Source organism: Sulfitobacter sp. SH24 (assembly GCF_965641895.1).
Taxonomy (GTDB): Bacteria; Pseudomonadota; Alphaproteobacteria; order Rhodobacterales; family Rhodobacteraceae; genus Sulfitobacter; species Sulfitobacter dubius.
In genome coordinates, this window is record NZ_OZ282575.1 from 1015306 (window position 1) to 1039122 (window position 23817).

Consider the following 23817-nt stretch of genomic DNA (forward strand, 5'->3'; position numbering starts at 1 on the left):
TCACTCAGGTTGATTGAACAGGATCACATTGCGCCGCGCGGCACCGGTTTTGGTGTCGGCAATCGCTTCGTTGATCTGATCCAACCGCCAGCGCCCTGAGATCAGGCTGTCGAGTTGCAGACGGCCCTGAAGATAGAGGTCAACCATCCACGGGATATCCCGCTGGATCACCACATCGCCCATTTTCGAGCCGACCATGCCTTGCCCCAGGGCCGCAAGGACCACCGGTTCATAGCTGGCGCTTGCACCGCTATGGGGCATGCCGACCATGATCACCCGGCCCCCGGCGGCAAGGTAGCGCGGCGCGGTTTGATAGGCGGGGATCGCGCCCACGGTGACGATCACGGCATCCGCCCCACGCCCCATGGCTTTGAGTGCCGCGCGCCATGGCTTGGCCTCGGTCGCCAGCACCGTGTCGGTCGCGCCGAATTCGCGGGCGATGGCAAGTTTGTCTTCGGTCATATCGACCGCCACAATCCGTCGTGCGCCAGCGATGCGCGCGCCTTGGATAGCGTTCAACCCGACGCCGCCTGCGCCGATCACCACCACATCTTGGCCTGCGCGCAGCCCCGCTGCATTGACCACAGCGCCGACACCGGTGATCACACCACAGGCAATCAAGCAAGCGGCCTCTTTGGGGATGTCATGCGAGATTTTCACGACCTGCGAGCGGTCCACGACCACCTTTTCGGCAAATCCGCCGGTGTTCATGGCTTGGTAAAGCGGTTTTCCGTCGGCGGTTTGTAACGGACCTTCGGGCGCTTGCGGTGTTTCGCAGATGACCGGCTGGCCAGAGGCGCAACTGGGGCAACTGCCGCAAGCCCGGATCAGGGTGACCACCACGCTGTCGCCAACCCCAAGCCCTTGGACGTTTTCGCCAACCGCGCTCACGCGGCCTGCGGCCTCATGACCATAGACGGCAGGCAGGGTGCCGCCCCATCCGCCATCGGCAAAAGAGATATCAGAGTGGCAGATCGCCACGGCGTCCAAGGTGACTTCGACCTCGCCAGATTGCGGTGCGCGCAGGCGTATGTCTTCGACGCTTAGTGGGCTGTCAAACGCATGGCAGACGGCGGCTTTGATGGTTTGCAATGGCCTGTCCTTTTTTCTCGGTTTTCGCCAGCCTGACGCGGATGGGCCTATGGTGCAAGCAGGGGAATAGGCTCAATCGAGTTTAGGCTTGCTTTGTGACGTAGGGGTAGGGCGGCTGGCAAAGATGACCAGCCCGCCGCACGTCAGCAGCAGCGCCAGCAAAAAGGGCGCGCCGGGCAGATAAAGCGCGGCACCGGGCGCGGTGAAATAGGCAAAGACCGCTGTCATCGTCAGAGGGGAGATGATCATCGCCAGCGCGGTCGAGGAACTGAGCGCGCCGTGCAATTCGCCTTGGGCATCGGCGCTGACGCGGGCCGACATGATGCCTTGGAGCGCCGGGGGAATCACGCCCGCAAGCGCGGCAAGCGGGATCATGATCAACGCCCAAGTGCCCGAGCTTAGCAAGGTCAGCGCCGCAAAGGCCGCGAGGGCAAAGACATGGCCGATGATTACCGTGCCCCGCGCGCCAAGGCGGCGCAGCACTGGGCCGATCAGCGCACCTTGGACGAGTGCCATCTGTATGCCGAACAGACCCAGGGACAGGCCGATCATTGTCGGGGACCAGCCAAACCGTTCGACCCCGAAATAGGCCCAGACCGCCGGATAGGCGGCAAAGCCCACATGATAGATGAAATAGACCAAGAGCATCCGACCGATGCCCGGCAGACGGCCAAGGGCATGCAGCGCGCCCAGCGGGTTGGCGCGACGCCAGTCAAATCTGCGGCGTTGCGTCTGGGGCAGGGTCTCGCGCAGGACGCGCCATCCGAGGGCGGCATTGCCTGCCGCCAGCACCGCCGCCGCCCAGAAAGGTGAGCGGGTGCCGTATTCGCCCAAGATACCGCCCATCAGCGGCCCCAGGACAAAGCCCGCGCCAAAGGCCGCGCCAATCAGCCCAAACCGCGCCGCGCGATCCTGCGCGGGAGAGATATCAGCCATATAGGCCGATGCCGTCGCATGGGTCGCTGCCGTGATGCCACCCACCAGCCGCCCGATCAGCAGCAGCCAGATGCTGCCGGCTAGTGCCATGACGCCGTAGTCTACCGTCATCACCACCAGCGCGAGCAGCAAGACCGGACGGCGGCCAAAACGATCAGACAGTCCGCCCAGAACGGGTCCGAAAAGGAATTGCATCGCGGCAAAACCAGTCGCCAGAACGCCGCCCCAAAGGGCGGCATCGCTCAGCCCGCCACCGCGCACTTCGCGGATCAGGTCGGGCATCACCGGCAGGATCAGACCAACGCCCATGGCATCAATCATCACCGTCAAAAGGATAAAAATCAGCGGCAGCGGCATCCGGTTAGAGGTGGTCCGCGTAAGGGGCAAAGGCAAGGGCGCCCGGTGCAAGGCGACGCAGCTGCGCATCGGTCCGGGTGCGGTCGGGGCCAGTCGGCTGGGCGCGATTGGCCTGCCCGTCGCGGAGCGCAAGGGTGTCGTGATCGCATGGCACCATGCTCAGCCCTGCGCCTTAGGAATATGCCCGACGTTGGCGAGGAATTCGTTCAGCAATTCGGCGTATTCTTGCGGCTGCTCGACACAAGGCAGATGCCCCGCGCGGCGGATCAGCTTGAACTTGGAGGCCGGGATCAGGTCCATCAGCTCGCGCACCAGATCAGGCGGGGTGGAGCCATCCTCGGTCCCTGCGATGCCAAGCGCGGGCAGGCGCAGGCCGGATGTCGGGGTCATGAAGTCACTGTGCGAGATCGCCGCCGAACAGCCCGCATAGCCCGCGTCGGGCTGGCGGGTGAGCATGTTGCGCCACAGCGCCAGCTCCGGCGTCGCGCGGAATTGGGGGGAGAACCAGCGCTCCATCACCGCGTCGGCAAGGCTTTCGATGCCGCCCTGTTCCACCGCCGCGATCCGCTCAGCCCAGATGTCACGGTTGCCGATCTTGGTGGCGGTGTTGCTCAGCACCAGCGCGCGGATCATGTCGAGCCGTTTGACAGCCAGTCCCTGCGCGATCATGCCGCCAATCGACAGGCCGACGAAAATGCAGTCGCGGACGTTGAGGTGGTCAAGCAACCGCTCGGTGTCGGTAATCAGCGATCCCATCGAATAGGGCGCGGGCGGGCAGGACGACAGACCGTGGCCGCGTTTGTCAAAGCGAATGATGCGCAAGCCGGGTGCGAGCAGCGGCAGGATCGGATCCCACAGGCGCATGTCAGTGCCGAGCGAATTGGCAAAGACCACAGGTGCGCCATCTTCCGGCCCATCAACGCGGTAGTGGAGTTGCACCTCGCCGGTGTCGAAAATGCGCATGGGTCGTCTCCTGTGAACGGCTTGAAGGGGCAGCATATCGCGCGATGGTCGGAGGGCAAAGAGCGAACAGCACTGCCGGGTCGTGGCAGGCCACGGGATGGGCGCGCCGACCCGGACCCTTAAGCCAAGGCTGCGCTTGTCTTTACCCTCGCGTCTGCAACGCGCGCTCGAACATTTCTGCATCTACGTTCCCGCCAGAGATCGTGACGATCACGTCGTCCCCCTCAATCTCATCCCCACGGAACAACGCTGCTGCCAATGCCACCGCGCCGCCCGGCTCGGCCACCAGTTTCAGCCGATTGAAGGCCTGCGCCATCGCCTGCAAAGCCTCATCGTCACTCACCACCAATCCGGGGCCGGCGAGCCGCTGCATGATCGGATAGGTAAGATCACCCGGCTGAGGCGTCACGATGGCATCGCAGATCGATCCAAGCGGGCGAGCGTTGCCCACGATTTTACCTTGCGCCAGCGACCGGGCCGCATCGTCAAAGCCTTCCGGCTCCGCCGGGCGCACGCGAAAGCTGGGGGCCTCGGCCTCCAACGCGAGCGCGATGCCGGAGGTCAGACCGCCGCCGCCGCAGCAGACAATCACATCAGCGTTCTCGATCCCGGCCTCGGCTGCCTGCTGCGCAATTTCCAGCCCCGTGGTGCCTTGGCCCGCGATCACCTGCGGCTCGTCATAGGGTTTGATCAGTGTCAGGCCGCGCTCCTCCGCCAGTTTCGCGCCAATCTCTTCGCGGCTTTCCCCCGCGCGGTCATAGAGTACGACCTCGGCCCCATAGGCTCGGGTGTTGGCGATCTTCAGGCGCGGGCTGTCTTTGGGCATGATAATTACGGCGGGTGCACCGTGCATTTTCGACGCCAGCGCCACGCCCTGCGCGTGGTTGCCGCTGGAATAGGCGATGACACCCTTGGCACGCGCCTCTGGGTTCAGCGATGACAGCGCCGACCATGCACCGCGAAACTTGAAGCTGCCGGTATGTTGCAGGCACTCCGGTTTGATCCAGACGCGACGGCCTGCGATCTCATCCAAAAAATGCGAGTTCAGCAGGGGCGTGCGCCGCACATGGCCCTCTGCGCGGGCGGCAGAGGCGCGGATCATGTCGATGTTCATTGCAATTGTCCTATCCATTCGTGCAGCGCGGCCAGCGCCTCGGGTTCGTCGAGAAACGGCACGTGACCGCGATCCGGTACTTCGGCAGTGATCATATCAGGCCGCCGCGCCTGCATTTGCATCAGCGTTTCGCGGCTTAGTAAGGTCGAATTCGCGCCCCGGATTGCAGCCAGTGGCATGCCTTGAAGCGCGTCGAAAAACGGCCAGAGGTCGGGCGTCGGCTGCCCCGCTGTGGCGATGGCATCGCGCAGGTGCGGGTCGTAGGTGATCTTTAACCCGTCTTCGGTCGCCGTGTAATGACGTTGCACCTCTTCCAGCCAGCGGCTTTCTGGTACGCCGCGAAACTCGGGGAAGGCACGGGCCATCGCGGCGGCGGCCTCTTCATAGGTCTTGGCGGCGGGGTTGCGGCCCAGATAGCCCATGATGAACTCAATGCCCTTGGCGTCAAGCTCGGGCCCGACGTCATTCAGCGCCACGCCCAGCAGGTGGTCATGGGCGACCATCGCCAGCCCCATCGCGTTAAGCCCGCCGCGCGAGGTGCCGATGATGGCGACCTTGTCCAACCCCAGATGCGCCAGCAGTTCCAGCACATCGCGGCATTCCACCGGCAGCGTGTAGTTCTGCCAATTCTTGTCGAAATCCGAACGCCCTCGGCCCCGGTAGTCCATGCGGATCAGGCGATGATCCGACAGATGTGGGGCGAGGTAGTCGAAATCCGCGCCGGTGCGGGTGAGGCCCGCAAGGCAGAGGATCGGCAGGCCGGAACCTTCGTCCGTGTAGTGAAGCGACAGCCCGTCGGAGGTGATGAACCGCGCCATCAGAGGCCCGCCAGTGCAGGGATGCCGCTGAGCTCACGCAACTGATGCGCCGGTTTCCATGGCAGCCTGTCCACCGGATCGCCACCCCGGTTCACCCATGCGGTCGTGAAGCCATAGCCCGTCGCCGCTGCTGCATCCCAGCCGTTGGAGGAGACGAACAGCACCTCGTCTTTGGCGCAGCCGTAGTGCTGCCCGACAAGGTCATAGACCGATGCATGGGGTTTGAAGACCCCAACACTTTCGACCGAGAGCGACACATCCAAAAGGTCACTGATTCCCGCAGATTGCACCGCCCCCTCCAGCATCGCGGGCGAGCCGTTGGATAAGATCGCGGTGTTCAGGCCGCCGTCTTTCAGCGCACGCAGCATGGCGGGGACTTCGGCAAAGGCCTGAAGCTCCCAATAAAGCGCGAACAGGCGCTCGCGAAGGGCAGGGTCGTCAGCGACGCCCATCTTCTCCAACGACCAGTCGAGTGCCTCCTGGGTGACCTGCCAGAAATCGTCATGCGCCCCGGTCACGGCGCGCAGCCATGAATACTGCAACTGCTTGAGGCGCCAGTGTTCTGCCAGCTGCGGCCAAGTCTCGGCGATGGCGGCAAAGGCAGGCTCTTTGGCCGCCTCACGCGCCGCGGCGGCCACGTCGAACAGGGTTCCATAGGCGTCGAAAACGCAGGTGGTGATAGGCATCTGACAGGCTCTCCCTTTCCGTATCGCGGCAGAGTGGCACGCGGGCGCAGCGGCGGAAAGGGGCGAATTCCCCAATCGGCCGGGACTGGGGGTTTACTCTCAGGCACACAATCTTCATGCTGTCGCGGAATTTGGAGCACCCGTGCAGATACGCGGCCTCCTTCCCTTTTCCCCCGACAAATTGGAGACAACAATGGCTGAGGTCAAATCCGGCGACACAGTACAGATTCACTATACCGGCACGCTGCAGGACGGCACCACTTTCGATAGCTCTGAGGGCCGTGACCCGTTGGAATTCGTTGTGGGTTCGGGTCAGATCATCCCCGGCCTCGACAGCGCGCTGCCCGGCATGACCGAAGGCGACAAGAAGGTCGTTCAGGTGCCCAGCGAAGAAGCCTACGGCCCGGTGAACCCTGAGATGCGCCAGTCGGTGCCGCGCGAAGGCATCCCGGCGGACATCCCGCTTGATCCCGGCACGCAGTTGCAGATGCAGACGCCCGAAGGTCAGGCGCTGCCCGTGACCGTGGTGGAAGTAGACGAGACCACCGTGACCCTCGACGCCAACCACCCGCTGGCAGGCAAAGACCTGCAGTTCGACATCGAACTGGTCAAAATCGCCTAAGCGATCTGACATTGCCTGCCGGGGGGATGTCTCTCCGGCGGGCCTGCAAGGCGCGATGCGCGTCTTTTTCCCCTCGCACCGCGCCGCGCAGGCGCTTATGCAGGGGCCATGGATACCCCAGATACATTCGAGATCTTCCTTGTCTGCCCGCCCGGGCTTGAGGATTTGCTCTGCGCCGAGGCGCAGGAAAAAGGCTTTGCCGAGGCGCAGGCGCAGCCCGGCGGCGTGACCGTTCAAGGCGGTTGGCCCGAGGTCTGGCGCGCGAACCTAGAGCTGCGCGGCGCGGGCCGGGTGCTGGCGCGGATCGGCGGGTTTATGGCCTTCCATCTGGCGCAGTTGGACAAGCGCTGCCGCAAGTTTCCCTTTGGTGACGTGCTGCGCGCCGATGTGCCGGTGAAGGTGCAGGTGACGTGCAAGGCGTCGAAGATTTACCATGCCGGGGCGGCGCAGCAGCGGGTTGAGACGGCGCTGCGCGAAAACCATGGGATTACGGTGGATGCCGAGGCAGCGCTGGTGTTGAAGGTACGTATTCACGACAACGCGGTGCAATTCAGCCTCGATACCTCTGGCGAGGCGCTGCACAAGCGCGGGCATAAAGAGGCTGTGGGCAAGGCGCCGATGCGCGAGAATATGGCGGCGCTGATGCTGCGGTCTTGCGGCTACACGCCCGGCGAGCCGGTGGTTGATCCGATGTGTGGTTCGGGGACGTTTTTGATTGAGGCGGCGGAGATTGCGGCGGGGTTGAAGCCGGGGCGCAGTCGGAGCTTTGCCTTTGAGGACTTGGCGAGTTTCGATGCCGGGGTTTGGGAGGAGATGCGCAGCGGTGGGGCGGTGGCCGAACCTGCAGCGCGGTTCTACGGCTCGGATCGGGACGCAGGCGCAATCCGGATGAGCACGGCCAACGCCGAGCGTGCGGGTGTGGGTGCGTGGTGCCATTTCGCCTGCCACGGGGCAGGGGAGGTGCAGCCGCCTGAAGGCCCGCCGGGGTTGGTGATCGTGAACCCGCCTTATGGCGGGCGCATCGGGAATAAGAAGCTGCTTTATCCACTATATGGGACGCTGGGCGAGACACTGAAGGCGCGGTTCCGCGGCTGGCGTGTGGGGCTGGTGACGTCAGAGCCGCCTTTGGCGCGGGCGACAGGGCTGCCGTGGAAGCCGCAGGGGCCAGCGATTGCGCATGGGGGGATGAAGATCTGGCTCTGGCAGACGGAGGTGCTGCGGTAGAGCCTACCACCTGAGCCTGGAATCAAGCCGCAGGCGCCGGGCCATCGCCTGCCCGTCCCGGCGGGCTGGCGATTTGGTGAGGCTGGGCGGGAGCCTTCGAAGTCGTCCAAAGGCTGCACCATAAAGTGGCACAAAGCCACGTTGCCATCGCCACCCCACGGGCAGGCGATGGCCCTTAGTTCTAGACTTACAGGTTCTCCGCCTGCGGCATCCCCAGCACGTGGAACCCGCCATCGACGCGGATGATCTCGCCCGTTGTGCAAGCCCCCGCATCAGACGCCAGATAGACCGCCGTGCCACCAACCGCCTCCAGCGTCGCATTGGACCGCAGTGGCGCGTTCTGATCCGTGTGCTTATACGTCTTGCGCGCGCCACCAATCGCAGCCCCCGCCAGCGTTTTCATCGGCCCCGGCGAAATCGCGTTCACGCGGATGCCTTCCGGCCCCAGATCATTCGCCAGATAGCGCGTGGCGCTTTCCAACGCCGCCTTGGCCACACCCATTACATTGTAGTTCGGCGTCACGCGGTTTGACCCCATGTAGGTCAGCGTCATCAACGTGCCGCCATTCTCAACCATCAGCGGATGCGCGCGGCGCGCCACGTCGATGAATGAATAGGCCGAGATATCCATCGAGTTCTTAAAGTTTGCCCGGCTGGTGTTCAGGAACCGCCCCGTCAACTCGGATTTGTCCGAGAAAGCAATGGCATGCACGACAAAATCAATCGTCGGCCAGCGCGCGCCCAATTCCTCGAAGGCGCAGTCGAGCGAGGCGTCATCGGTCACATCGACATCGACCATGAAGTCAGACCCGACGCTCTGCGCCAGCGGCTCGAGCCGTTTGCCAAAGGCTTCGCCCTGATAGGTGAAAGCCAGTTCGGCCCCGGCCTCTGCCATCGCCTTAGCGATGCCCCAAGCGATGGAGCGTTCGTTGGCCACACCCATGATAAGGCCGCGTTTTCCTGCAAGCATTCCTGACATATCGCGCCCTCAGCCCTTATACTTTGACAGGATCATCGACCCGTTGGTGCCACCAAACCCGAAGGAGTTGGTCATCACGGAATCGAGCCCCGCATTGTCCACCCGCTCAAGCGCGATTTCCGACGGATCAAGCGCGGGGTCGAGGTTTTGCACGTTGATCGACCGGGCGATGAAATCGTTGTCGAGCATCAGCAGGCTGAAGATCGCCTCCAACGCACCGGCAGCGCCCTGCGCGTGGCCGGTCATCGACTTGGTGGAGCTTACCGGTGGCGTGCTGCCCTTGCCGAAGACCCGGCGCACCGCTTCGATCTCGCCCACGTCGCCGACGGGGGTCGAGGTGCCGTGCGCGTTGATATAGCCGACCTTGCGGCCTTCGGGCAGGGTGTCGAGCGCCAGACGCATTGCGCGCTCGCCGCCTTCACCGGAGGGTGCTACCATGTCGTGGCCGTCGCTGGTGGCGGCATAGCCGGTCACTTCGGCATAGATTTTCGCACCGCGCGCCAGCGCGTGGTCGAGGTCTTCCAGCACCAGCATACCGCCGCCGCCGGAGATCACAAAACCGTCGCGGTCAGCGTCGAAGGCGCGGCTCGCCGTTTCGGGCGCGTCGTTGTATTTGGACGACATCGCACCCATCGCGTCAAAGAGGCAGCTGAGCGTCCAGTCCAACTCCTCACCACCACCGGCAAACATGAGGTCTTGTTTGCCCAGCATGATCTGCTCGGCCGCGTTGCCGATGCAATGCAGCGAGGTGGAGCAGGCGGAGGTGATGGAATAGTTAATGCCCTTGATCTTGAACGCGGTCGAGAGGTTCGCGCTGACGGTCGAGGACATACATTTCGGGACTGCAAACGGCCCGATGCGCTTGGTGGCCCCGGTGTCTTTGACGATGTTATGCGCGGTGAACATGGCGCTGGTCGACGGCCCGCCAGAGCCTGCCACCAGACCTGTGCGCGGGTTGCTGATCTGGCTCTCATCCAGACCCGCATCCGCAATCGCTTGGGACATGGCGACATAGGCATAACCCGCGCCCGGACCCATGAAACGCAGGGTGCGCTTGTCGATGTGGTCGGACAGATTGATCTTGAGCGTCCCGGCCACGCGGCTGCGGAACCCGTGTTCGGCCATCTCCGGGCTTGCTTCGATCCCGGAGGTGCCGTCTTTCAGCGCGGCTAGCACTTCTTCGGCGTTATTTCCGATGGATGAGACAATTCCCAACCCTGTGACGACGACGCGGCGCATGGGCAGCACTCCTTTGTTTTATCAGCCCCGGTGTATGACAGCACGGCGGCACGGCGCAAGCGGTTTGCCGAAAGCCAGCGGGCGGAAGTTGCCGGTCAAGGTTCTGTGATGGAACGCCCGGCGGGCAGGCGGTGTTAGCCCAGGGAGATATAAAGGAGAACAGAATGCCCGAGATCAAGACGGTAAACCCCGCCACCGAAGAGGTACTGAACACCTACACCGTGATGTCCGAAGCCGAGGCGACCCAAGCAGTCGAGGCCACGCATGAAGCTTTCAAAGAATGGCGCAAACTCTCCCATGCTGAGCGCGCCCCATACCTAAAAAAGATCGCGGAAAAGCTGCGCGAGAATAAAGAGAACTTGTCAGAGTTAATGACCCGTGAGGTCGGCAAGCTGTACAAGGACGGTCTGACAGAGGTCGAGCTTTGCGCGCAGATCTTTGAATACACCGCCGAAAACGGTCCAGAAATGCTGGAAGACGAAGAGCGCAAACACGCAGGCGGCAAGAAGCGCGGCGTGGTGACCTATCAGCCCATTGGCGTGATTTATCAAATTCAGCCTTGGAATTTCCCATTGTACCAGCCCGTGCGCGTGTTGGCCGCCAATTTAATGACGGGCAATGGCTGCGTGCTGAAACACGCGGAAATCTGCACTGGCAGCGGTCTGCGTCTGAAAGAAATCTGCGAAGAAGCCGGGCTGCCTAAGGATTTGTTCAATGTGATCATCATTGACCACGACACATCTGACAAGCTGATCGCCCACAAACTTGTGCGCGGTGTGACCATGACCGGTTCTGATAAGGCGGGTAGCCATATCGGTGCGGAGGCGGCGAAAAACCTCAAAAAATCCGTGCTCGAATTGGGTTCGAACGACGCCTATCTGGTGCTGGAAGATGCGGACATCGAAACGGCTGTTAAATTCTCGACCATGGGGCGGCTTTATAACAATGGTCAAACCTGTGTTTCGGCCAAGCGCTTTATCGTGACCGAGAAGAATTACGACGCCTTTGTTAGCGCCTATGTCGACGCGATGAAGGAAATCCCGATGGGCGATCCGATGGACGAAGATACCAAGCTTGGACCGCTTTCCAGCCAAGGCCAGTTTGAAACGGTGCGCGATCAGGTAAAAGAGAGCGTCGAAAAGGGTGCCAAGATCCTATGCGGCGGGGAAGTGCCGGACCGAACAGGCGCCTACTATCCTGCGACCGTTTTGTCGGAAGTGACGCCCGGGATGCCAGCCTATGACGATGAAATCTTTGGCCCTGTGGCGGCGGTGATCCGCGCCAAGGATGACGAAGACGCCATGCGCATCGCCAATGACAGCCGATATGGCTTGGGCGGTGGCATCTTCTGCACCGACGAAGAGCACGCGCTCAAGCTGGCGCGAGATGAGTTCGATACCGGTATGGTGCGGATCAACAACTTTGGTGCAGCCGATCCGAATATGCCGTTCGGCGGGGTGAAAAACTCTGGTTACGGGCGTGAGCACGGCGGCTTTGGCATGAAGGAATTCGTCAACGCCAAATCGATTTTCCTGTCGTCCTGAACGGCAATTGGCGGGCGGCATCATATGCTGTTCGCCCTGATATCTGCAAAATTTTAAGGGGTTCTACATGACTATGAAGATACTTGTTGCCGGTGCGACCGGCAAAACGGGGCGTTTGCTTGTGAGCGAATTGAAAGACCGAGGGGCCGAGCCGATCGCATTGGTGCGTGATGGCTCTGACACCTCCGTTCTGCCAGAAGGCACCGAACAGCGGCAGGGGGATTTGACCAACCTGCAAACGGGCGTATGCGACGGTGTCGATGTAGTGATCTTTGCCGCAGGGTCGGGCGGCAGCACAGGGCCAGAAATGACCGAGAAGGTCGACAGAGAAGGCGCCCAGCGTCTGGTGGATTTCGCCCGAGAGGCCAAGGTTGGTCGCTTTGTAATGCTAAGCTCGGTCGGGGCAGACAACCCGCCCGAGGACCATGAGATGACCCATTACTTAAAGGCGAAACAAGCCGCTGACAAGCATTTGCAGGCCTCTGGGTTGACCTATTCGATCCTGCGGCCCGTGGCGCTGACGGATGATCCTAAGACTGACGCCGTGAAACTGGGCAATGACGTGGATCAAGGCGCGCAGGCACGCCGTGCGGATGTGGCGGCGGTCTTGGCCGAAGCGGCGGTCACGGGCCGTCATGATGGCAAGGTGCAAGAGATGCAAACCATCTAAATCGAATGACACTACTCACGCAAAAAAGGGGGCCATCCGGCCCCCTTTTTAAGTCGTTGGACGCGATGTTCAGCTTTCGCTCAGCGCCACTTTCATGTCTTTCACCTGATAGATCACCTCGCCATCGGCTTCGACGATGCCATCGGCCACGCCCATGGTCAGGCGGCGGGTCTGGATCGCCTTGGTGAAATCAATTTTGTAGGTCAGCATCTTGCGGTCCGGGCGTACCATGCCGGTAAGCTTCACCTCGCCCACGCCAAGCGCATAACCGCGCCCCTGCCAGCCGCGCCAGCCGAGGTTGAAGCCCGTGAGCTGCCACAGACCATCAAGGCCAAGGCAGCCGGGCATGATCGGATTGCCGGGGAAGTGGCATTCAAAGAACCACAGGTCCGGAGTGATGTCGAATTCGGCGGTGATATGGCCTTTTCCATGGGCACCACCGTCGGCCGAGACATCGGTGATCCGGTCCATCATGAGCATCGGCGGGGCGGGAAGCTGTGCGTTGCCGGGGCCGAAAAGCTCACCGCGGGCGCATTTCAGCAGATCTTCCTTGTCGAAACTCGTGGGGTAGTCGGCCATCCTGCGGCTCTCCTGCTGCTCTGTTATAACACCGGCCCCGTTTAGCACCGCGTCACTGCGTGCTGCAAGGGCCGCGCAAGGGCGGCTGCGACGATTGGCGCGAGGTTTTCAATTGAAAACCGGGGATTTCATCCTTTATATGGCTCTGAAAGGCAGGAAACTGATGTCCGAACAGGAACAAGAGGTCGGGACGCGCTGGCTGGCGCAGGCCGGACTACGCCCCACACGCCAACGTGTCACGCTGGCAAGCCTGCTGGTGGGCGATGGTCAAGACCGTCACGTCACCGCTGAAAGCCTGTTTGAGGCGGCCAAGGGGCAGGGCGAAGCCGTGTCGCTGGCGACGGTCTACAACACGCTGCGCGCTTTCTGTGATGCGGGGCTGTTGCAGGAAGTGACCGTTGATGGCTCCAAAAGCTATTTCGACACCAACACCCACGACCACCCGCATTTCTTTTGGGAAGACGACAGCAAGCTCACCGACGCGCCGTCAGAGCAATTGGTGATCGCGCAGCTTCCCGATGCGCCCGATGGGGCCGAGATTGCCTCGGTCGATGTGGTGATCCGCCTGCGCCGGAAGTCTTAGGCGGCGGGGCATTGCACCCCACCGCAGGGCGCGGCTTAGCCGCGTTTGCGCAGCACCAGAAATGTCATCATGCCCATCGGTGGCAAGGCGCGTTCGTCTTCAAGCTGCAGCGCATCTTGCTGCAACACGGTTTCCATCTCAAAATCCGAATGCCAGCCGAGCGTATTGGCAAAAGGGGCGGAGACCTTCTCTAGGAAACCGAGCACACCTGTGGTGCGCATGAAGTGGTTTGCGATCACCACCTGACCGCCTGGCTTTAACACGCGGGCAATCTCTTCCATGACACGTTCCGGTTCGGGCACGACCGAAAGGACATGCATGGCGGCGATGGTGTCAAAGCTGGCGTCGGGGAAATCGAGGTTGCGGGCATCCATCTGGCGCAGGTCGGTTACATGCTTTAGCCTCTCGCGAGTGACCCGCTGACGGGCTTTGGCGAGCATCTCGTCACTGAAATCAATGCCGGTGACCGACAGATGCGGCGCGTAATGGGGCAGGGACAGGCCAGTGCCGACGCCCACTTCAAGGACCGATCCGCCGCCCTTGTTGATATGGGCAACGACATGACGGCGACCGCCGCTGGTCAGCGCGCCGAAGGTCTTGTCGTAGATTGGCGCCCAGCGGGCATAGGATGTCTCAACCGCCTTGATATCCATCTTAAATCCTTTTGGTTTTAGTCGTTTTCCTTGCCCGCAGCAGGCCCCAGACCACCATGCCGATATAGGCTACACAAAGGGCGACCAGCGTGGTCCAAGCATAGGTCGCCAGCGCTGCGGCAAAAATCGCCACACCCACCAGCAGGTACTTCACATGGCGGCGCGAGACTTTGGTGGTCTTGAACGACCACGTGGGAATCCGGCTGATCATCAGAAAGCCGATGAGCACCATATGCAGGCAAATTAACCAATCCGGCACGATGGGCCGGTTATGAAAGGCAAAAGAGGCGGTCATCGGCAGCAGCACCAACAACGCACCGGCGGGCGAGGGGATGCCGGTGAAGAAAGACCCGCTCTCGCCCACCGCGTCGCCATTCTTGGCCTTCTCGGCCTCGGCCTTGTCGTTCACGTTGAAGCGCGCAAGCCGCACCACGCAGCAGACCGCATAGATCAGCACGGAAATCCACGCCGCGCTGCGCATGTCTTGCAACGCCCAGAAATAGAGGATCAGCGGCGGGGCCACGCCAAAATTCAGAAAATCGGCCAGTGAGTCCAACTCAGCGCCCATCGGGCTGGAAGAGCGCAACAACCGCGCCAGCCGCCCGTCCAACCCATCCAGCACGCAGGCCAGAAGGATCAGTTGCACGGCCAGCACATAGTTGCCCTGCACCCCAAACCGGATCGCTGATAGCCCTGCGCAAATCGCGGTGATCGTCAGCGCGTTGGGCAGGAGCTGGATCAGCGCAAGGTCTGCGCCGGACTTTTCAGAAGAGGGGCGCATGCAGCAATCCTAGACGGGGGTGGTCTGGGCCACCGGCGGTTTCAACTCGGCCAGCACGGTTTCCCCGGCGACCATGGTTTGCCCGATGCTGACCATTGGGTCGACGCCCTCGGGCAGGTAGACATCTAGCCGGGAGCCAAAGCGGATCAAGCCAAAGCGTTCGCCGGTTTCCAGCGCGTCACCGGATTTTACGAAACAGACGATGCGACGTGCGACGAGGCCGGCGATCTGCACCACGGCCAGATCGCGTCCATCGTCCATACGGATGCACAGGCTGTTACGCTCATTGTCGGCGCTGGCCTTGTCGAGCGAGGCGTTAAAGAATTTGCCCGGACGGTAAGCGACGGCCTGCACCTTGCCCGCGACGGGGGCGCGGTTGATGTGGCAGTTAAACACGCTCATGAAGACGCTGACGCGGGTCAGCGGCACATCGGGCATGCCCAATTCGGCAGGCGGCACGGCAGGCTCGATGAGCGAGACGATGCCATCGGCGGGGCTGACGATGAGGTCGGGACGGTCGGGGGTCACACGCTCAGGATCGCGGAAGAAATAGTAGCACCAAACGGTCAACCCGACGCCGATCCAGCCCAGCACTTCTTCGATGGCGAAGAGCACCAGCGTGATGGCGGCAAAGATCGCCACGAATTTGACGCCCTCGCGGTGCATTGGTTTGATGAATGTGTCGAGCATGTTGACGGACATCGGACCCTCCCGTTCTGGCTGTCTTCCGTCATAGGTGCATAAAGCGCGAGTGCAAGGAGGTTTTAGGAAAGCGGCGGGTTTGGGCAGGAGGGAACACGGTCAACGCCGAGGCTACCGGGTTTTCTTCAAAACCACTGACCCGGCTCCATTAGGCCCAGATCCATCAACTGCCTAGAATGCCACTCAAACGGCTCTGAGTTATGCCATTGAAACGTCGGTATATCATAGCGGCTGCCGGGATTGCTTTTCAGCGCCTTTGCCGTGCGGAACGAGCAGACGGCTATGGTGATATTGTGGTGCCACTTACAGGCGTAGGTATTGTATTCTTCATCATTAAAGGTGTGATCGCTGCGCAGCTTCAAACCCGGCTTGGCGCGAAACAGCGGGATCCGATCAATTTTGCGGCTCAGCTTCGGCACGTGTTCTTCAAACCGCCAACGCAGGCCACCGAAGAAGTCTAACTGCCGCTCCTTGGGGTGTCCATCGCGCGCTGCGTCTTTACGCGCCAGCGCGTAATAGCCTGACCGGTCCAGATGCGCCTGTTCCAGAGAGACGGCATTGGGATGGCGTTTGAGATCAAGCGCGTAGAGGTCAACCACATAGCCAAGCAGCGCATCGCGCCGCTCTTCACTGTGAAACGCCAGCAGTTCCTTGATGTTGCGCGTCTCGCTGAAGGGGTGGAACAGATATTCGGCGTTGTAACAGTAATAAAGCCACTGCCCCGGCACCGCCGGGATCATCCGGTTTACCGCCTGCTCTAACGCGCCTTCGGCGGTGGTGTCGTAGTCCACACGCAGCACGCTTTCCTGCAAGTCGCGGGGCAGATCAAAGGCGGCGGGCATCAGCGCCAACACAGTGTCAAAGCCCGCTTGCTGGTGGTGGCGCAGGGTGGTGTCGATCTCCACCTCATCCTCGACCACGATCATGGCGATGGGGCCCGCCTTGAGCGCCGCCTGCGCCTCTTTGATAAGATGATCGAGATCGCTATACCGCATAGGCCCCCGCTGGTATTTCCGTGGCGCAAAGTCGGTCAATTCCGGATGCATTGCAAGACGCGGCTGCCGCTGCTAGACGACGCCATCTGCCTATATACTGCCAAAGCCAGTTGGATCTCCGCCATGACACAACCGAAAAAGCTGTTCATCAAGACCTATGGTTGCCAGATGAACGTCTATGACAGCGAACGCATGGCCGAAAGCCTTGGCGGTCAGGGCTATGTCACGACCGACCGCGCGGATGACGCGGATATGATCCTGCTCAACACCTGCCACATCCGCGAAAAGGCCGCAGAGAAGGTTTATTCCGAGTTGGGCCGCCTGAAACCGTTGAAAGACGCGCGGCCCGATCTGAAGATCGGTGTGGCGGGCTGCGTGGCGCAGGCCGAAGGCGAAGAGATCATGCGCCGTCAGCCCGCCGTCGATCTGGTGGTCGGCCCGCAAAGCTATCACCGTCTGCCAGAAATGGAAGCGAAGGTGCGCAGCGGGCAAAGCGCGCTGGACACCGATTTCCCGGCGGAAGACAAATTCGACCACCTCAAGAGCCGTCCCAAAGCGAAACGCGCCCCCGCGGCTTTCCTGACCGTGCAAGAGGGCTGCGACAAGTTCTGCGCCTTCTGCGTTGTGCCCTATACCCGCGGGGCCGAAGTTTCCCGCCCCGCCGAAAAGGTGTTGGAGGAGGCCCGCGATCTGGTCGAGCGCGGCGTGCGCGAAGTCACTTTGCTGGGCCAGAACGTGAACGCCTACCACGGTGGCATGACGCTGGCCGGTCTGATCCGCGCGCTCGCCAAGATCGACGGGCTGGAACGTATTCGCTACACCACCAGCCACCCTAACGACATGGGTGACGATCTGATCGCGGCGCATGGTGAGGTGCCCGAACTGATGCCTTACCTGCACTTGCCGGTGCAGTCCGGCAGCGATCATATCCTGAAACGGATGAACCGCAGCCATACCGCCGAAAGCTATCTTAAACTGCTGGAACGCATCCGCGAAGCGCGGCCTGACATCGTGCTATCCGGCGATTTTATCGTCGGCTTCCCCGAGGAAAGCGATGCCGATTTTGAGGCCACGATGGAGCTCGTCCGGCAGGTGCGCTACGGCTATGCCTATTCGTTCAAATACTCCACCCGCCCCGGCACGCCTGCGGCAGAGCGTCCGCTGGTCGATCCAGTCGTGGCTGACGACCGCCTGCAACGTTTGCAGGGGCTCATCACTCAGCACCAGCGCGAAATCCAGCAGTCGATGGTTGGGCGCGAGGTGTCGGTTCTGGTTGAGAAGAAAGGCCGCTTGCCCGGTCAGATGCTCGGTAAGTCAGAGTATCTGCATGCGGTGCATATTGAGAACTGCACGGCGGCGATTGGTGATATCCAGCGCGTGCGGGTGACTGAGGCCAAAACGAACTCTTTGGCCGCTGTTCAGATCTAAATCCTTTTCTATCTTGGTGGCCAGCAGGGCCGCAGTGGGTGCGCGTCGCCGCGCACCCCAAGCGTATCAGTAGTTGTGTTTCCGGTGAGAAGAGGCATCCGCAAAGATCCGCTCCATCGCCGCTTTCATGCCCGCAGGGTTGCCAACCAGCTTGTCATCACGACAAATGCGCTCGGCCACGGCATGGGCAGTCGAGAAGTCGTATCCAACGGCGACGAGGCTATCCACAAAAACGGAATTGGGGCGGTCCCAGATCACGTCATTCCATGGGCCACGGTAGCAGCTGACGTGGATCACATTGCCTGTTGGATGCGCCTTGCCTTGATTGTGGTAGGCGTATTTCACACCTCCGGCAAAGGCGGGCAGGGCAAGCAGGCCGGTGACGGCGGTGGCGAGTATTGTTTTCATCATGAGTTGGTCCCCCAGTTATCGTTGCAGCGTCAGTCAAGATCGGCAAAGCCGCGCGAAAGTCCCACCCTCGCGATCTGATGCATAGAGGCTTAGACCCAATCGTGCGTATTTCAAGAAGATTCGATGGCACTGTCAGAGAGGTGCGAACAATCTCAAAGGCCTGCGGGTGATTGTCGCCGACCTATGGGTTAATAGGACATTTTTGTCGGCGGGCTGGTGGCCTGTAGGCCGGGTGGGGATGGTCATTCCTGCCCCAGCGGCGCGACAGATTCGTTGTAACCCGAAGTGCCCGAGCCACAAAATGTTGATTTCGCAGCTTCACAGCAGGCCCGTTTTTACTTAACCTAGCCGTATATTACGTGGACGCGGGTCCGGGGAGGGGCCGCATTTGCCAGAATTTAAAATAAGGACAAACGCTGTGGGACCCACTATTTCCAATGCGCTGCGCGCCATGGCCAGCCTGACGATGGCAGCCGTGCTTACCGTGGCCAGCACGTCGGCAGACGCGCAGACACCCTCGCAACAGGGCCGCGACAAGGGCGTCTACACGCCGACCATTTGGGTTGATCCCGACGGCTGTGAGCACTGGGTCATGGATGACGGGGCCGAGGGCTATATGACCCCGCACACCACGCGTCAGGGCATTCCGGTCTGCCGCCGGGGCAATGTCTGCGGCGTGATGGAGGCGGATCAGTTCTTTGCCACCGACAAATACAGTATCTCCGCTCAGGGCCGTGCGCGTTTGGCGAACTTCTTCCAATCGACCGGGGCAGTATCTTACATCATCACTGGCCACACCGACAGCCGCGCCTCGGACGCCTATAACATGCGTCTTTCTTACAACCGCGCCAATGCCGTGGCGCATGTCGCCAATCAGGTTGGTGCGCGTATCGCTGATGTGCGGGGCTACGGTGAACGGATGCCCGCCGTGCCGAACAATTCCGCTGCGAACATGGCCAAAAACCGCCGTGTCGAAATTATCTGCATTCGCTGAAGGGACCAAAAAAGTGATTAAGACGAAACTTCTCATGGTCACCGCCTGTGCCGTCGGCCTGTCAGCCTGTACCGACTTCGAAGGTGGTCTGGGCCGGGGCTATCCTTCGGACAAGACATTTGACCGGGGCATCGATAAAAAGCACCTAAGCAACCTTCAGGCCGGCATCTGGGTCGATCCCAACGGCTGCGACCACTGGATCATCGACGATGGGGTTGAGGGCTATCTTTCGGCACGGCTTGATAAATTCGGCAAGCCGGTCTGTTCGGGCGTGGCCCCTCCAACCCATACGGTCGGAGACTTCAAGGGCGGCTCCAACATCAAAGACCCGAACTGACCTTGGCGGGCCATAACAGACACCTCGGGCCGGAGCGCATTGCGCTTCGGCCCTTTTTGTCGCTACGGGTTGGTAAACCCTGCCCGCCTGACTATCTCACCATTGAGTGCTTCACAAAGGATACGCGCATTGCCTTCAACTGATCTGATGACACCGGAAACCGCGGCCGAACGGGTGGTGGAATTTCCCGATAACCGCCTTTTGATCGACCTCTGCGGCGCCTATGACGCGCATCTGGCTGCCATTGAGAAATCGCTCGAGGTGCAGATCATCCGGCGCGGCAATCACCTGCAGATTTTGGGTGAAGGCGAGGCCGTGGAGAAAGCCGAAAGCCTGCTGAACGCGCTTTATGTGCGGCTGGAAAGCGGGCGCTCGGTTGAGCCTGCGGATGTGGACGGCATGTTGCGCATGGGCAATTCCGGCGCTGGCACCGGCGTGCGTCAGGGCGACCAGTTGGAAATGCCGATCTCGGACGCGATTGAAATCCAGACCCGCAAGAAACGGGTGGAGCCGCGCACTGACGCGCAGAAGGCTTATGTGCAATCGCTGTTTGACAATGAACTGGCCTTTGGCATCGGCCCTGCCGGCACCGGCAAGACCTATCTGGCGGTGGCGGTGGGCGTGTCGATGTTCATCGGCGGGCATGTGGACCGGATCATTCTTTCGCGCCCCGCGGTCGAGGCGGGGGAGAAGCTGGGTTATCTGCCCGGTGACATGAAGGACAAGGTCGACCCCTACATGCAGCCGCTCTATGACGCGCTGAATGATTTCCTGCCGGGCAAGCAATTGGCGAAGCTGCTAGAAGAAAAGCGCATCGAGATCGCGCCGCTGGCCTTTATGCGGGGGCGGACGCTGTCGAATGCCTTCGTCGTGCTGGATGAGGCGCAGAACGCCACGTCGATGCAGATGAAGATGTTCCTGACGCGGCTAGGGCAGAACTCCCGCATGGTGATCACCGGCGACCGGACCCAGATCGACCTGCCGCGTGGGGTGCAATCGGGGCTTCAGGATGCTGAACGGCTGCTCAAGACAATCCCGAGCATCAGCTTCAATTACTTCACCTCTAAAGACGTGGTGCGCCACCCGCTCGTGGCCGCGATTATTGAGGCCTATGAGGCAGATAGCGGTGCCGCTTGATGTGATGCTAGAAGATTTCGACATCGTGATTGAGGACGACCGCTGGAACGCGGTCGACCTTGAACCGCTCGCTCATGCGGCGGCACGCGCCACTCTGGGGCATCTCGGCCTCAACGCCGAGGCGGCAGAGATGACCCTGCTGGCCTGCGATGACGCCCGCATTGCTGTACTGAACGAAGACTTTCGCGGCAAAGCGCGCGCCACTAATGTGCTGAGCTGGCCCGCAGTGGAACGGGGTGCCGCCACACCGGGCGGCGATCCGCTGCCCGCCAGCCCCGGCATTGACGGAATGCTCGAACTGGGCGACATCGCTTTGGCCTATGAGACTTGCGCCGCCGAAGCCGAAGCGGCGGGCAAGCCACTGGCCGCGCATGTAACCCATCTTATCGTGCATGGGCTGTTGCATCTTCTGGGCTATGACCATGAAAATGACCCCGACGCGACGTTGATGGAAGGGTTAGAGCGCGAAATACTTGGCAAAATGGGTTATGATGACCCATATAAGGAAAATGGGCCTTAAGGGGCTTTGCAACACAGACGGGACCCAATGGGCGATACAGACGGATCATCTGACGCGGCGCAGAGCGCGCTTGCGGATGAAGATAGACATGAGCTGCCGGACGATAGCGCAATGCGCACCGGCAATTTCTTTTCTCGGGTGTTCGAGGCGTTGAGCCCATCGGACAGCGAGGATGACACCCCCGAGGCATCGGCAGAAGCCGAGCGGCCTACCGGCCACGGCATGATCAACCTGCGTCGGATGCGGGTCGATGACGTGGCCGTGCCCAAGGCGGATATTACCGCCGTGCCGGTTAGCGCCACGCTGGATGAGCTGGTGGCGGTATTCAAGGAAAGCGGCATGACTCGGCTGCCCGTCTATGACGGCACGCTGGATACGCCAGTGGGCATGGTCCATTTGAAAGACCTCGCGCTAAATCACGGGTTTAATGGCAAAAACACCAAGTTCGATCTGCGCGCCATGCTGCGTCCCTTGGTTTACGTGCCCCCGTCCATGACCATTGGGGTGCTGCTGACCAAGATGCAGGCCGAGCGGCGGCATATGGCATTGGTGATTGACGAATATGGCGGCGTTGATGGGCTGGTCACCATCGAAGACCTGATCGAACAGGTCATAGGCGAGATCGAAGACGAACATGACGTTGACGAGGGCACCTACTGGACGGTCGAAAAGCCTGGCACCTATCTGGCGCTCGCCAAGACCCCGCTGGGCGATTTTGAAGCTGAGATTGGCCATTCGTTGACCGACCATGAGACGGTGGATGAAGAGGAGATCGACACGCTTGGCGGGCTGGTCTTCATGCTGTCGGGCCGCGTGCCCGCGCGGGGCGAGGTGGTCTTGCACCCCGATGGGCCGGAGTTCGAGGTGATCGACGCCGATCCGCGCCGCATTAAACGCTTACGGGTCCGCACCCAAGGGGCTGGGGGATGATGCAACGGCTGGCGATGCGGGGCCGGGTGTTGCTGGCTCCGATCGCCGGCGCCATCGCAGCCTTCGGGCAAGCGCCCTATGAACTGCCGCTTATGCTCTTTGCAGGGCTGGTGGCGGCCTTCTGGCTTTACCGTGCGCAATCTGGCCGCCCGTTTCGCGCGGCGCTGTTGGGTTGGGGCTTTGGCTTTGGCTATTTCCTTCACGCCCTGCAATGGATCGTGTCGCCCTTCTTGGTCGATGTGGAGCGTCACGGCTGGATGGCGCCCTTTGCGCTGATCTTGCTGGCGGCGGGCATGGCGCTGTTTTGGGGGCTGGCCTTTGGTCTGGCCCGCTGGGTTGCGCCACGGCGCGGGCTGGCACTGGCGCTGGCTTGGGCGGCGGTGGAACTGCTGCGCGCCTATATTTTCACCGGTTTCCCATGGGCCATGCCCGCGCAGGCGCTGGTCGGCGTGATGGCGGGGCAGGGCTTGGCTTGGGTCGGCCCCTATGCGCTGAACCTCTGGCTCTTTGCCATCGCCGCGATCATGCTGCTGCGCGGCCCTTTGGCGCTGCGATTGGGGCAGGGGACGCTGGCGCTGTCGACCGTTCTGCTCTTGCTGCTGCCACCACAAGCGCCGCCAGCGGTATTGACCGATCAGGTGGTGCGCCTGGTCCAGCCCAATGCGACCCAGCGGGAAAAGTGGAACGCGGACAAATTCGAATTCTTTTTCACACGGCAACTCGACTACACCGCCGCCGCGCCAAAAGACGAGAGCCTAGCGCCTGATCTGGTAATCTGGCCCGAAACTGCGATCCCTTGGGCGCTGGATATGGCGGGCAGCGCGCTGGCCGAGATTGGTGCCGTCTCTGACGTGCCGGTGGTTCTGGGCGTGCAGCGCCGGTCGAACATGCGCTATTACAATTCGCTGGTGGTGCTGGATGCCGCTGGAGCGGTCGGACAGGTCTATGACAAACACCACCTTGTGCCCTTTGGCGAATATATGCCGCTGGGCGATCTGATGGCGCGTTTCGGGATCCACGGGCTCGCCGCGCAGGAGGGCAACGGCTTTTCCAGCGGGCCGGGCGCGCAGCTATTGGATATGGGGACGCTCGGCGCGGCATTGCCGCTGATCTGCTATGAGGCCGTCTTTGCCCATGACGTGAACGCCGCACCGGCGCGGCCCGCGTTTTTGATGCAGGTCACCAACGATGCGTGGTTCGGCAAGGCCGCAGGCCCGCGCCAGCACCTTGCCCAAGCGCGGATGCGGGCAATTGAGCAGGGGCTGCCGATGGCCCGTGCGGCCAACACTGGCATCTCGGCGATGATCGACCCGCAGGGGCGTGTGACCGCGTCGCTGGCGCTGAACACCGAAGGGTTCATCGACGCGCCGCTGCCCGCGCCCTTGCCGCCGACACTCTATAGCCGCAGCGGAGATTTGCCGCTTTCTGTGCTCTTGGCGCTGTGCCTTGCGGGGCTTGCTGTGGCCCGCCGCCGCAGGCCCGGGAATGCCGATTGACCATCCACCAGCGGTTGTCTAAGCCAT

26 protein-coding genes are annotated in these 23817 nt (G+C 61.6%); 12 read left to right on the forward strand and 14 right to left on the reverse strand.

The window, feature by feature from the left end:
- From ACSQ16_RS07580 to ACSQ16_RS07605, 6 genes are all read right to left on the reverse strand, one after another.
- On the reverse strand, positions 1 to 1092 hold the full coding sequence (locus tag ACSQ16_RS07580) for a Zn-dependent alcohol dehydrogenase (RefSeq protein WP_243261095.1): 1092 nt from the start codon (positions 1090 to 1092) through the stop codon (positions 1 to 3).
- Positions 1093 to 1164: 72 nt separating this feature from the next.
- Complete coding sequence (locus ACSQ16_RS07585; protein ID WP_243261094.1) at positions 1165 to 2385, reverse strand: TCR/Tet family MFS transporter; 1221 nt, start codon at positions 2383 to 2385, stop codon at positions 1165 to 1167.
- A 159-nt stretch (positions 2386 to 2544) separates the two neighbouring features.
- Positions 2545 to 3348, reverse strand: a complete 804-nt coding sequence (gene pcaD / locus ACSQ16_RS07590) for a 3-oxoadipate enol-lactonase (RefSeq protein ID WP_243261092.1) — start codon at positions 3346 to 3348, stop codon at positions 2545 to 2547.
- Between the two features lie 142 nt (positions 3349 to 3490).
- Complete coding sequence (locus ACSQ16_RS07595) at positions 3491 to 4462, reverse strand: threonine ammonia-lyase (protein ID WP_243261091.1); 972 nt, start codon at positions 4460 to 4462, stop codon at positions 3491 to 3493.
- Positions 4459 to 5280 carry an alpha/beta fold hydrolase gene (locus ACSQ16_RS07600; protein WP_243261090.1) on the reverse strand — a complete coding sequence of 274 codons (822 nt, stop codon included), beginning with the start codon at positions 5278 to 5280 and terminating at the stop codon, positions 4459 to 4461. Before ACSQ16_RS07600 ends, ACSQ16_RS07595 begins: the two co-directional genes overlap by 4 nt.
- Positions 5280 to 5966 carry a haloacid dehalogenase type II gene (locus tag ACSQ16_RS07605; protein WP_243261089.1) on the reverse strand — a complete coding sequence of 229 codons (687 nt, stop codon included), beginning with the start codon at positions 5964 to 5966 and terminating at the stop codon, positions 5280 to 5282. Before ACSQ16_RS07605 ends, ACSQ16_RS07600 begins: the two co-directional genes overlap by 1 nt.
- A 193-nt stretch (positions 5967 to 6159) precedes the next feature.
- On the opposite strand from ACSQ16_RS07605, the gene ACSQ16_RS07610 reads away from it, so the two are divergent.
- On the forward strand, positions 6160 to 6588 hold the full coding sequence (locus ACSQ16_RS07610; protein WP_120350568.1) for an FKBP-type peptidyl-prolyl cis-trans isomerase: 429 nt from the start codon (positions 6160 to 6162) through the stop codon (positions 6586 to 6588).
- 108 nt (positions 6589 to 6696) lie between these two features.
- Positions 6697 to 7812 (forward strand): THUMP domain-containing class I SAM-dependent RNA methyltransferase, encoded by a 1116-nt coding sequence (locus tag ACSQ16_RS07615; RefSeq protein WP_243261088.1) that lies wholly within the window; start codon positions 6697 to 6699, stop codon positions 7810 to 7812.
- Between the two features lie 187 nt (positions 7813 to 7999).
- Here the strand turns inward: ACSQ16_RS07615 and ACSQ16_RS07620 are convergent, their stop codons facing one another.
- Together ACSQ16_RS07620 and fabB are read right to left on the reverse strand one after the other, a co-directional pair.
- Positions 8000 to 8791 (reverse strand): enoyl-ACP reductase FabI, encoded by a 792-nt coding sequence (locus tag ACSQ16_RS07620; RefSeq protein WP_243261087.1) that lies wholly within the window; start codon positions 8789 to 8791, stop codon positions 8000 to 8002.
- A gap of 9 nt (positions 8792 to 8800) precedes the next feature.
- The gene (fabB, locus tag ACSQ16_RS07625; RefSeq protein WP_243261086.1) at positions 8801 to 10030 is read right to left on the reverse strand and encodes a beta-ketoacyl-ACP synthase I; all 1230 of its coding nucleotides are present in this window, start codon (positions 10028 to 10030) and stop codon (positions 8801 to 8803) included.
- A gap of 164 nt (positions 10031 to 10194) precedes the next feature.
- On the opposite strand from fabB, the gene ACSQ16_RS07630 reads away from it, so the two are divergent.
- Together ACSQ16_RS07630 and ACSQ16_RS07635 are read left to right on the forward strand one after the other, a co-directional pair.
- On the forward strand, positions 10195 to 11574 hold the full coding sequence (locus ACSQ16_RS07630; RefSeq protein ID WP_243261085.1) for an NAD-dependent succinate-semialdehyde dehydrogenase: 1380 nt from the start codon (positions 10195 to 10197) through the stop codon (positions 11572 to 11574).
- A 67-nt stretch (positions 11575 to 11641) separates the two neighbouring features.
- Positions 11642 to 12244 (forward strand): SDR family oxidoreductase, encoded by a 603-nt coding sequence (locus tag ACSQ16_RS07635; RefSeq protein WP_243261084.1) that lies wholly within the window; start codon positions 11642 to 11644, stop codon positions 12242 to 12244.
- A gap of 69 nt (positions 12245 to 12313) precedes the next feature.
- Here the strand turns inward: ACSQ16_RS07635 and fabA are convergent, their stop codons facing one another.
- Positions 12314 to 12823, reverse strand: coding sequence for a bifunctional 3-hydroxydecanoyl-ACP dehydratase/trans-2-decenoyl-ACP isomerase (gene fabA, locus ACSQ16_RS07640; RefSeq protein ID WP_067261401.1), 510 nt, complete (start codon positions 12821 to 12823; stop codon positions 12314 to 12316).
- Positions 12824 to 12986: 163 nt separating this feature from the next.
- Here fabA and irrA point away from each other — a divergent pair, with 163 nt between their 5' ends.
- Positions 12987 to 13406: an iron response transcriptional regulator IrrA gene (irrA, locus tag ACSQ16_RS07645; RefSeq protein ID WP_120350574.1), complete on the forward strand. Its 420-nt coding sequence runs from the start codon at positions 12987 to 12989 to the stop codon at positions 13404 to 13406.
- A gap of 35 nt (positions 13407 to 13441) precedes the next feature.
- Here the strand turns inward: irrA and ACSQ16_RS07650 are convergent, their stop codons facing one another.
- The 4 genes from ACSQ16_RS07650 to ACSQ16_RS07665 all read right to left on the reverse strand — a co-directional run bounded on the left by ACSQ16_RS07650 (position 13442) and on the right by ACSQ16_RS07665 (position 16537).
- The gene (locus tag ACSQ16_RS07650) at positions 13442 to 14059 is read right to left on the reverse strand and encodes a class I SAM-dependent methyltransferase (protein WP_243261083.1); all 618 of its coding nucleotides are present in this window, start codon (positions 14057 to 14059) and stop codon (positions 13442 to 13444) included.
- A 1-nt stretch (position 14060) separates the two neighbouring features.
- A complete protein-coding gene (pssA, locus tag ACSQ16_RS07655) occupies positions 14061 to 14840 on the reverse strand; it encodes a CDP-diacylglycerol--serine O-phosphatidyltransferase (protein WP_243261082.1) in 780 nt (259 codons plus the stop codon).
- A gap of 9 nt (positions 14841 to 14849) precedes the next feature.
- A complete protein-coding gene (locus ACSQ16_RS07660) occupies positions 14850 to 15542 on the reverse strand; it encodes a phosphatidylserine decarboxylase (RefSeq protein ID WP_243261081.1) in 693 nt (230 codons plus the stop codon).
- A gap of 125 nt (positions 15543 to 15667) precedes the next feature.
- Positions 15668 to 16537, reverse strand: a complete 870-nt coding sequence (locus ACSQ16_RS07665) for a hypothetical protein (RefSeq protein ID WP_243261080.1) — start codon at positions 16535 to 16537, stop codon at positions 15668 to 15670.
- 123 nt (positions 16538 to 16660) lie between these two features.
- Between ACSQ16_RS07665 and miaB the strand changes: the two genes are divergently transcribed.
- On the forward strand, positions 16661 to 17965 hold the full coding sequence (miaB, locus tag ACSQ16_RS07670) for a tRNA (N6-isopentenyl adenosine(37)-C2)-methylthiotransferase MiaB (RefSeq protein WP_243261079.1): 1305 nt from the start codon (positions 16661 to 16663) through the stop codon (positions 17963 to 17965).
- Positions 17966 to 18031: 66 nt separating this feature from the next.
- On the opposite strand, the gene ACSQ16_RS07675 is transcribed toward miaB, so the two are convergent.
- Positions 18032 to 18376, reverse strand: coding sequence for a hypothetical protein (locus ACSQ16_RS07675; RefSeq protein WP_093928545.1), 345 nt, complete (start codon positions 18374 to 18376; stop codon positions 18032 to 18034).
- A 418-nt stretch (positions 18377 to 18794) separates the two neighbouring features.
- Between ACSQ16_RS07675 and ACSQ16_RS07680 the strand changes: the two genes are divergently transcribed.
- From ACSQ16_RS07680 to lnt, 6 genes are all read left to right on the forward strand, one after another.
- The gene (locus tag ACSQ16_RS07680) at positions 18795 to 19370 is read left to right on the forward strand and encodes an OmpA family protein (RefSeq protein ID WP_394805070.1); all 576 of its coding nucleotides are present in this window, start codon (positions 18795 to 18797) and stop codon (positions 19368 to 19370) included.
- Between the two features lie 13 nt (positions 19371 to 19383).
- A complete protein-coding gene (locus tag ACSQ16_RS07685; protein WP_208604098.1) occupies positions 19384 to 19707 on the forward strand; it encodes a hypothetical protein in 324 nt (107 codons plus the stop codon).
- A gap of 147 nt (positions 19708 to 19854) precedes the next feature.
- Positions 19855 to 20844: a PhoH family protein gene (locus ACSQ16_RS07690; protein ID WP_243263202.1), complete on the forward strand. Its 990-nt coding sequence runs from the start codon at positions 19855 to 19857 to the stop codon at positions 20842 to 20844.
- Complete coding sequence (gene ybeY, locus ACSQ16_RS07695) at positions 20819 to 21364, forward strand: rRNA maturation RNase YbeY (RefSeq protein WP_243261078.1); 546 nt, start codon at positions 20819 to 20821, stop codon at positions 21362 to 21364. Before ACSQ16_RS07690 ends, ybeY begins: the two co-directional genes overlap by 26 nt.
- Before the next feature lie 27 nt (positions 21365 to 21391).
- The gene (locus ACSQ16_RS07700) at positions 21392 to 22294 is read left to right on the forward strand and encodes a hemolysin family protein (RefSeq protein WP_243261077.1); all 903 of its coding nucleotides are present in this window, start codon (positions 21392 to 21394) and stop codon (positions 22292 to 22294) included.
- Positions 22291 to 23790, forward strand: a complete 1500-nt coding sequence (gene lnt / locus ACSQ16_RS07705; RefSeq protein ID WP_243261076.1) for an apolipoprotein N-acyltransferase — start codon at positions 22291 to 22293, stop codon at positions 23788 to 23790. Before ACSQ16_RS07700 ends, lnt begins: the two co-directional genes overlap by 4 nt.
- Positions 23791 to 23817: the final 27 nt, after the last annotated feature.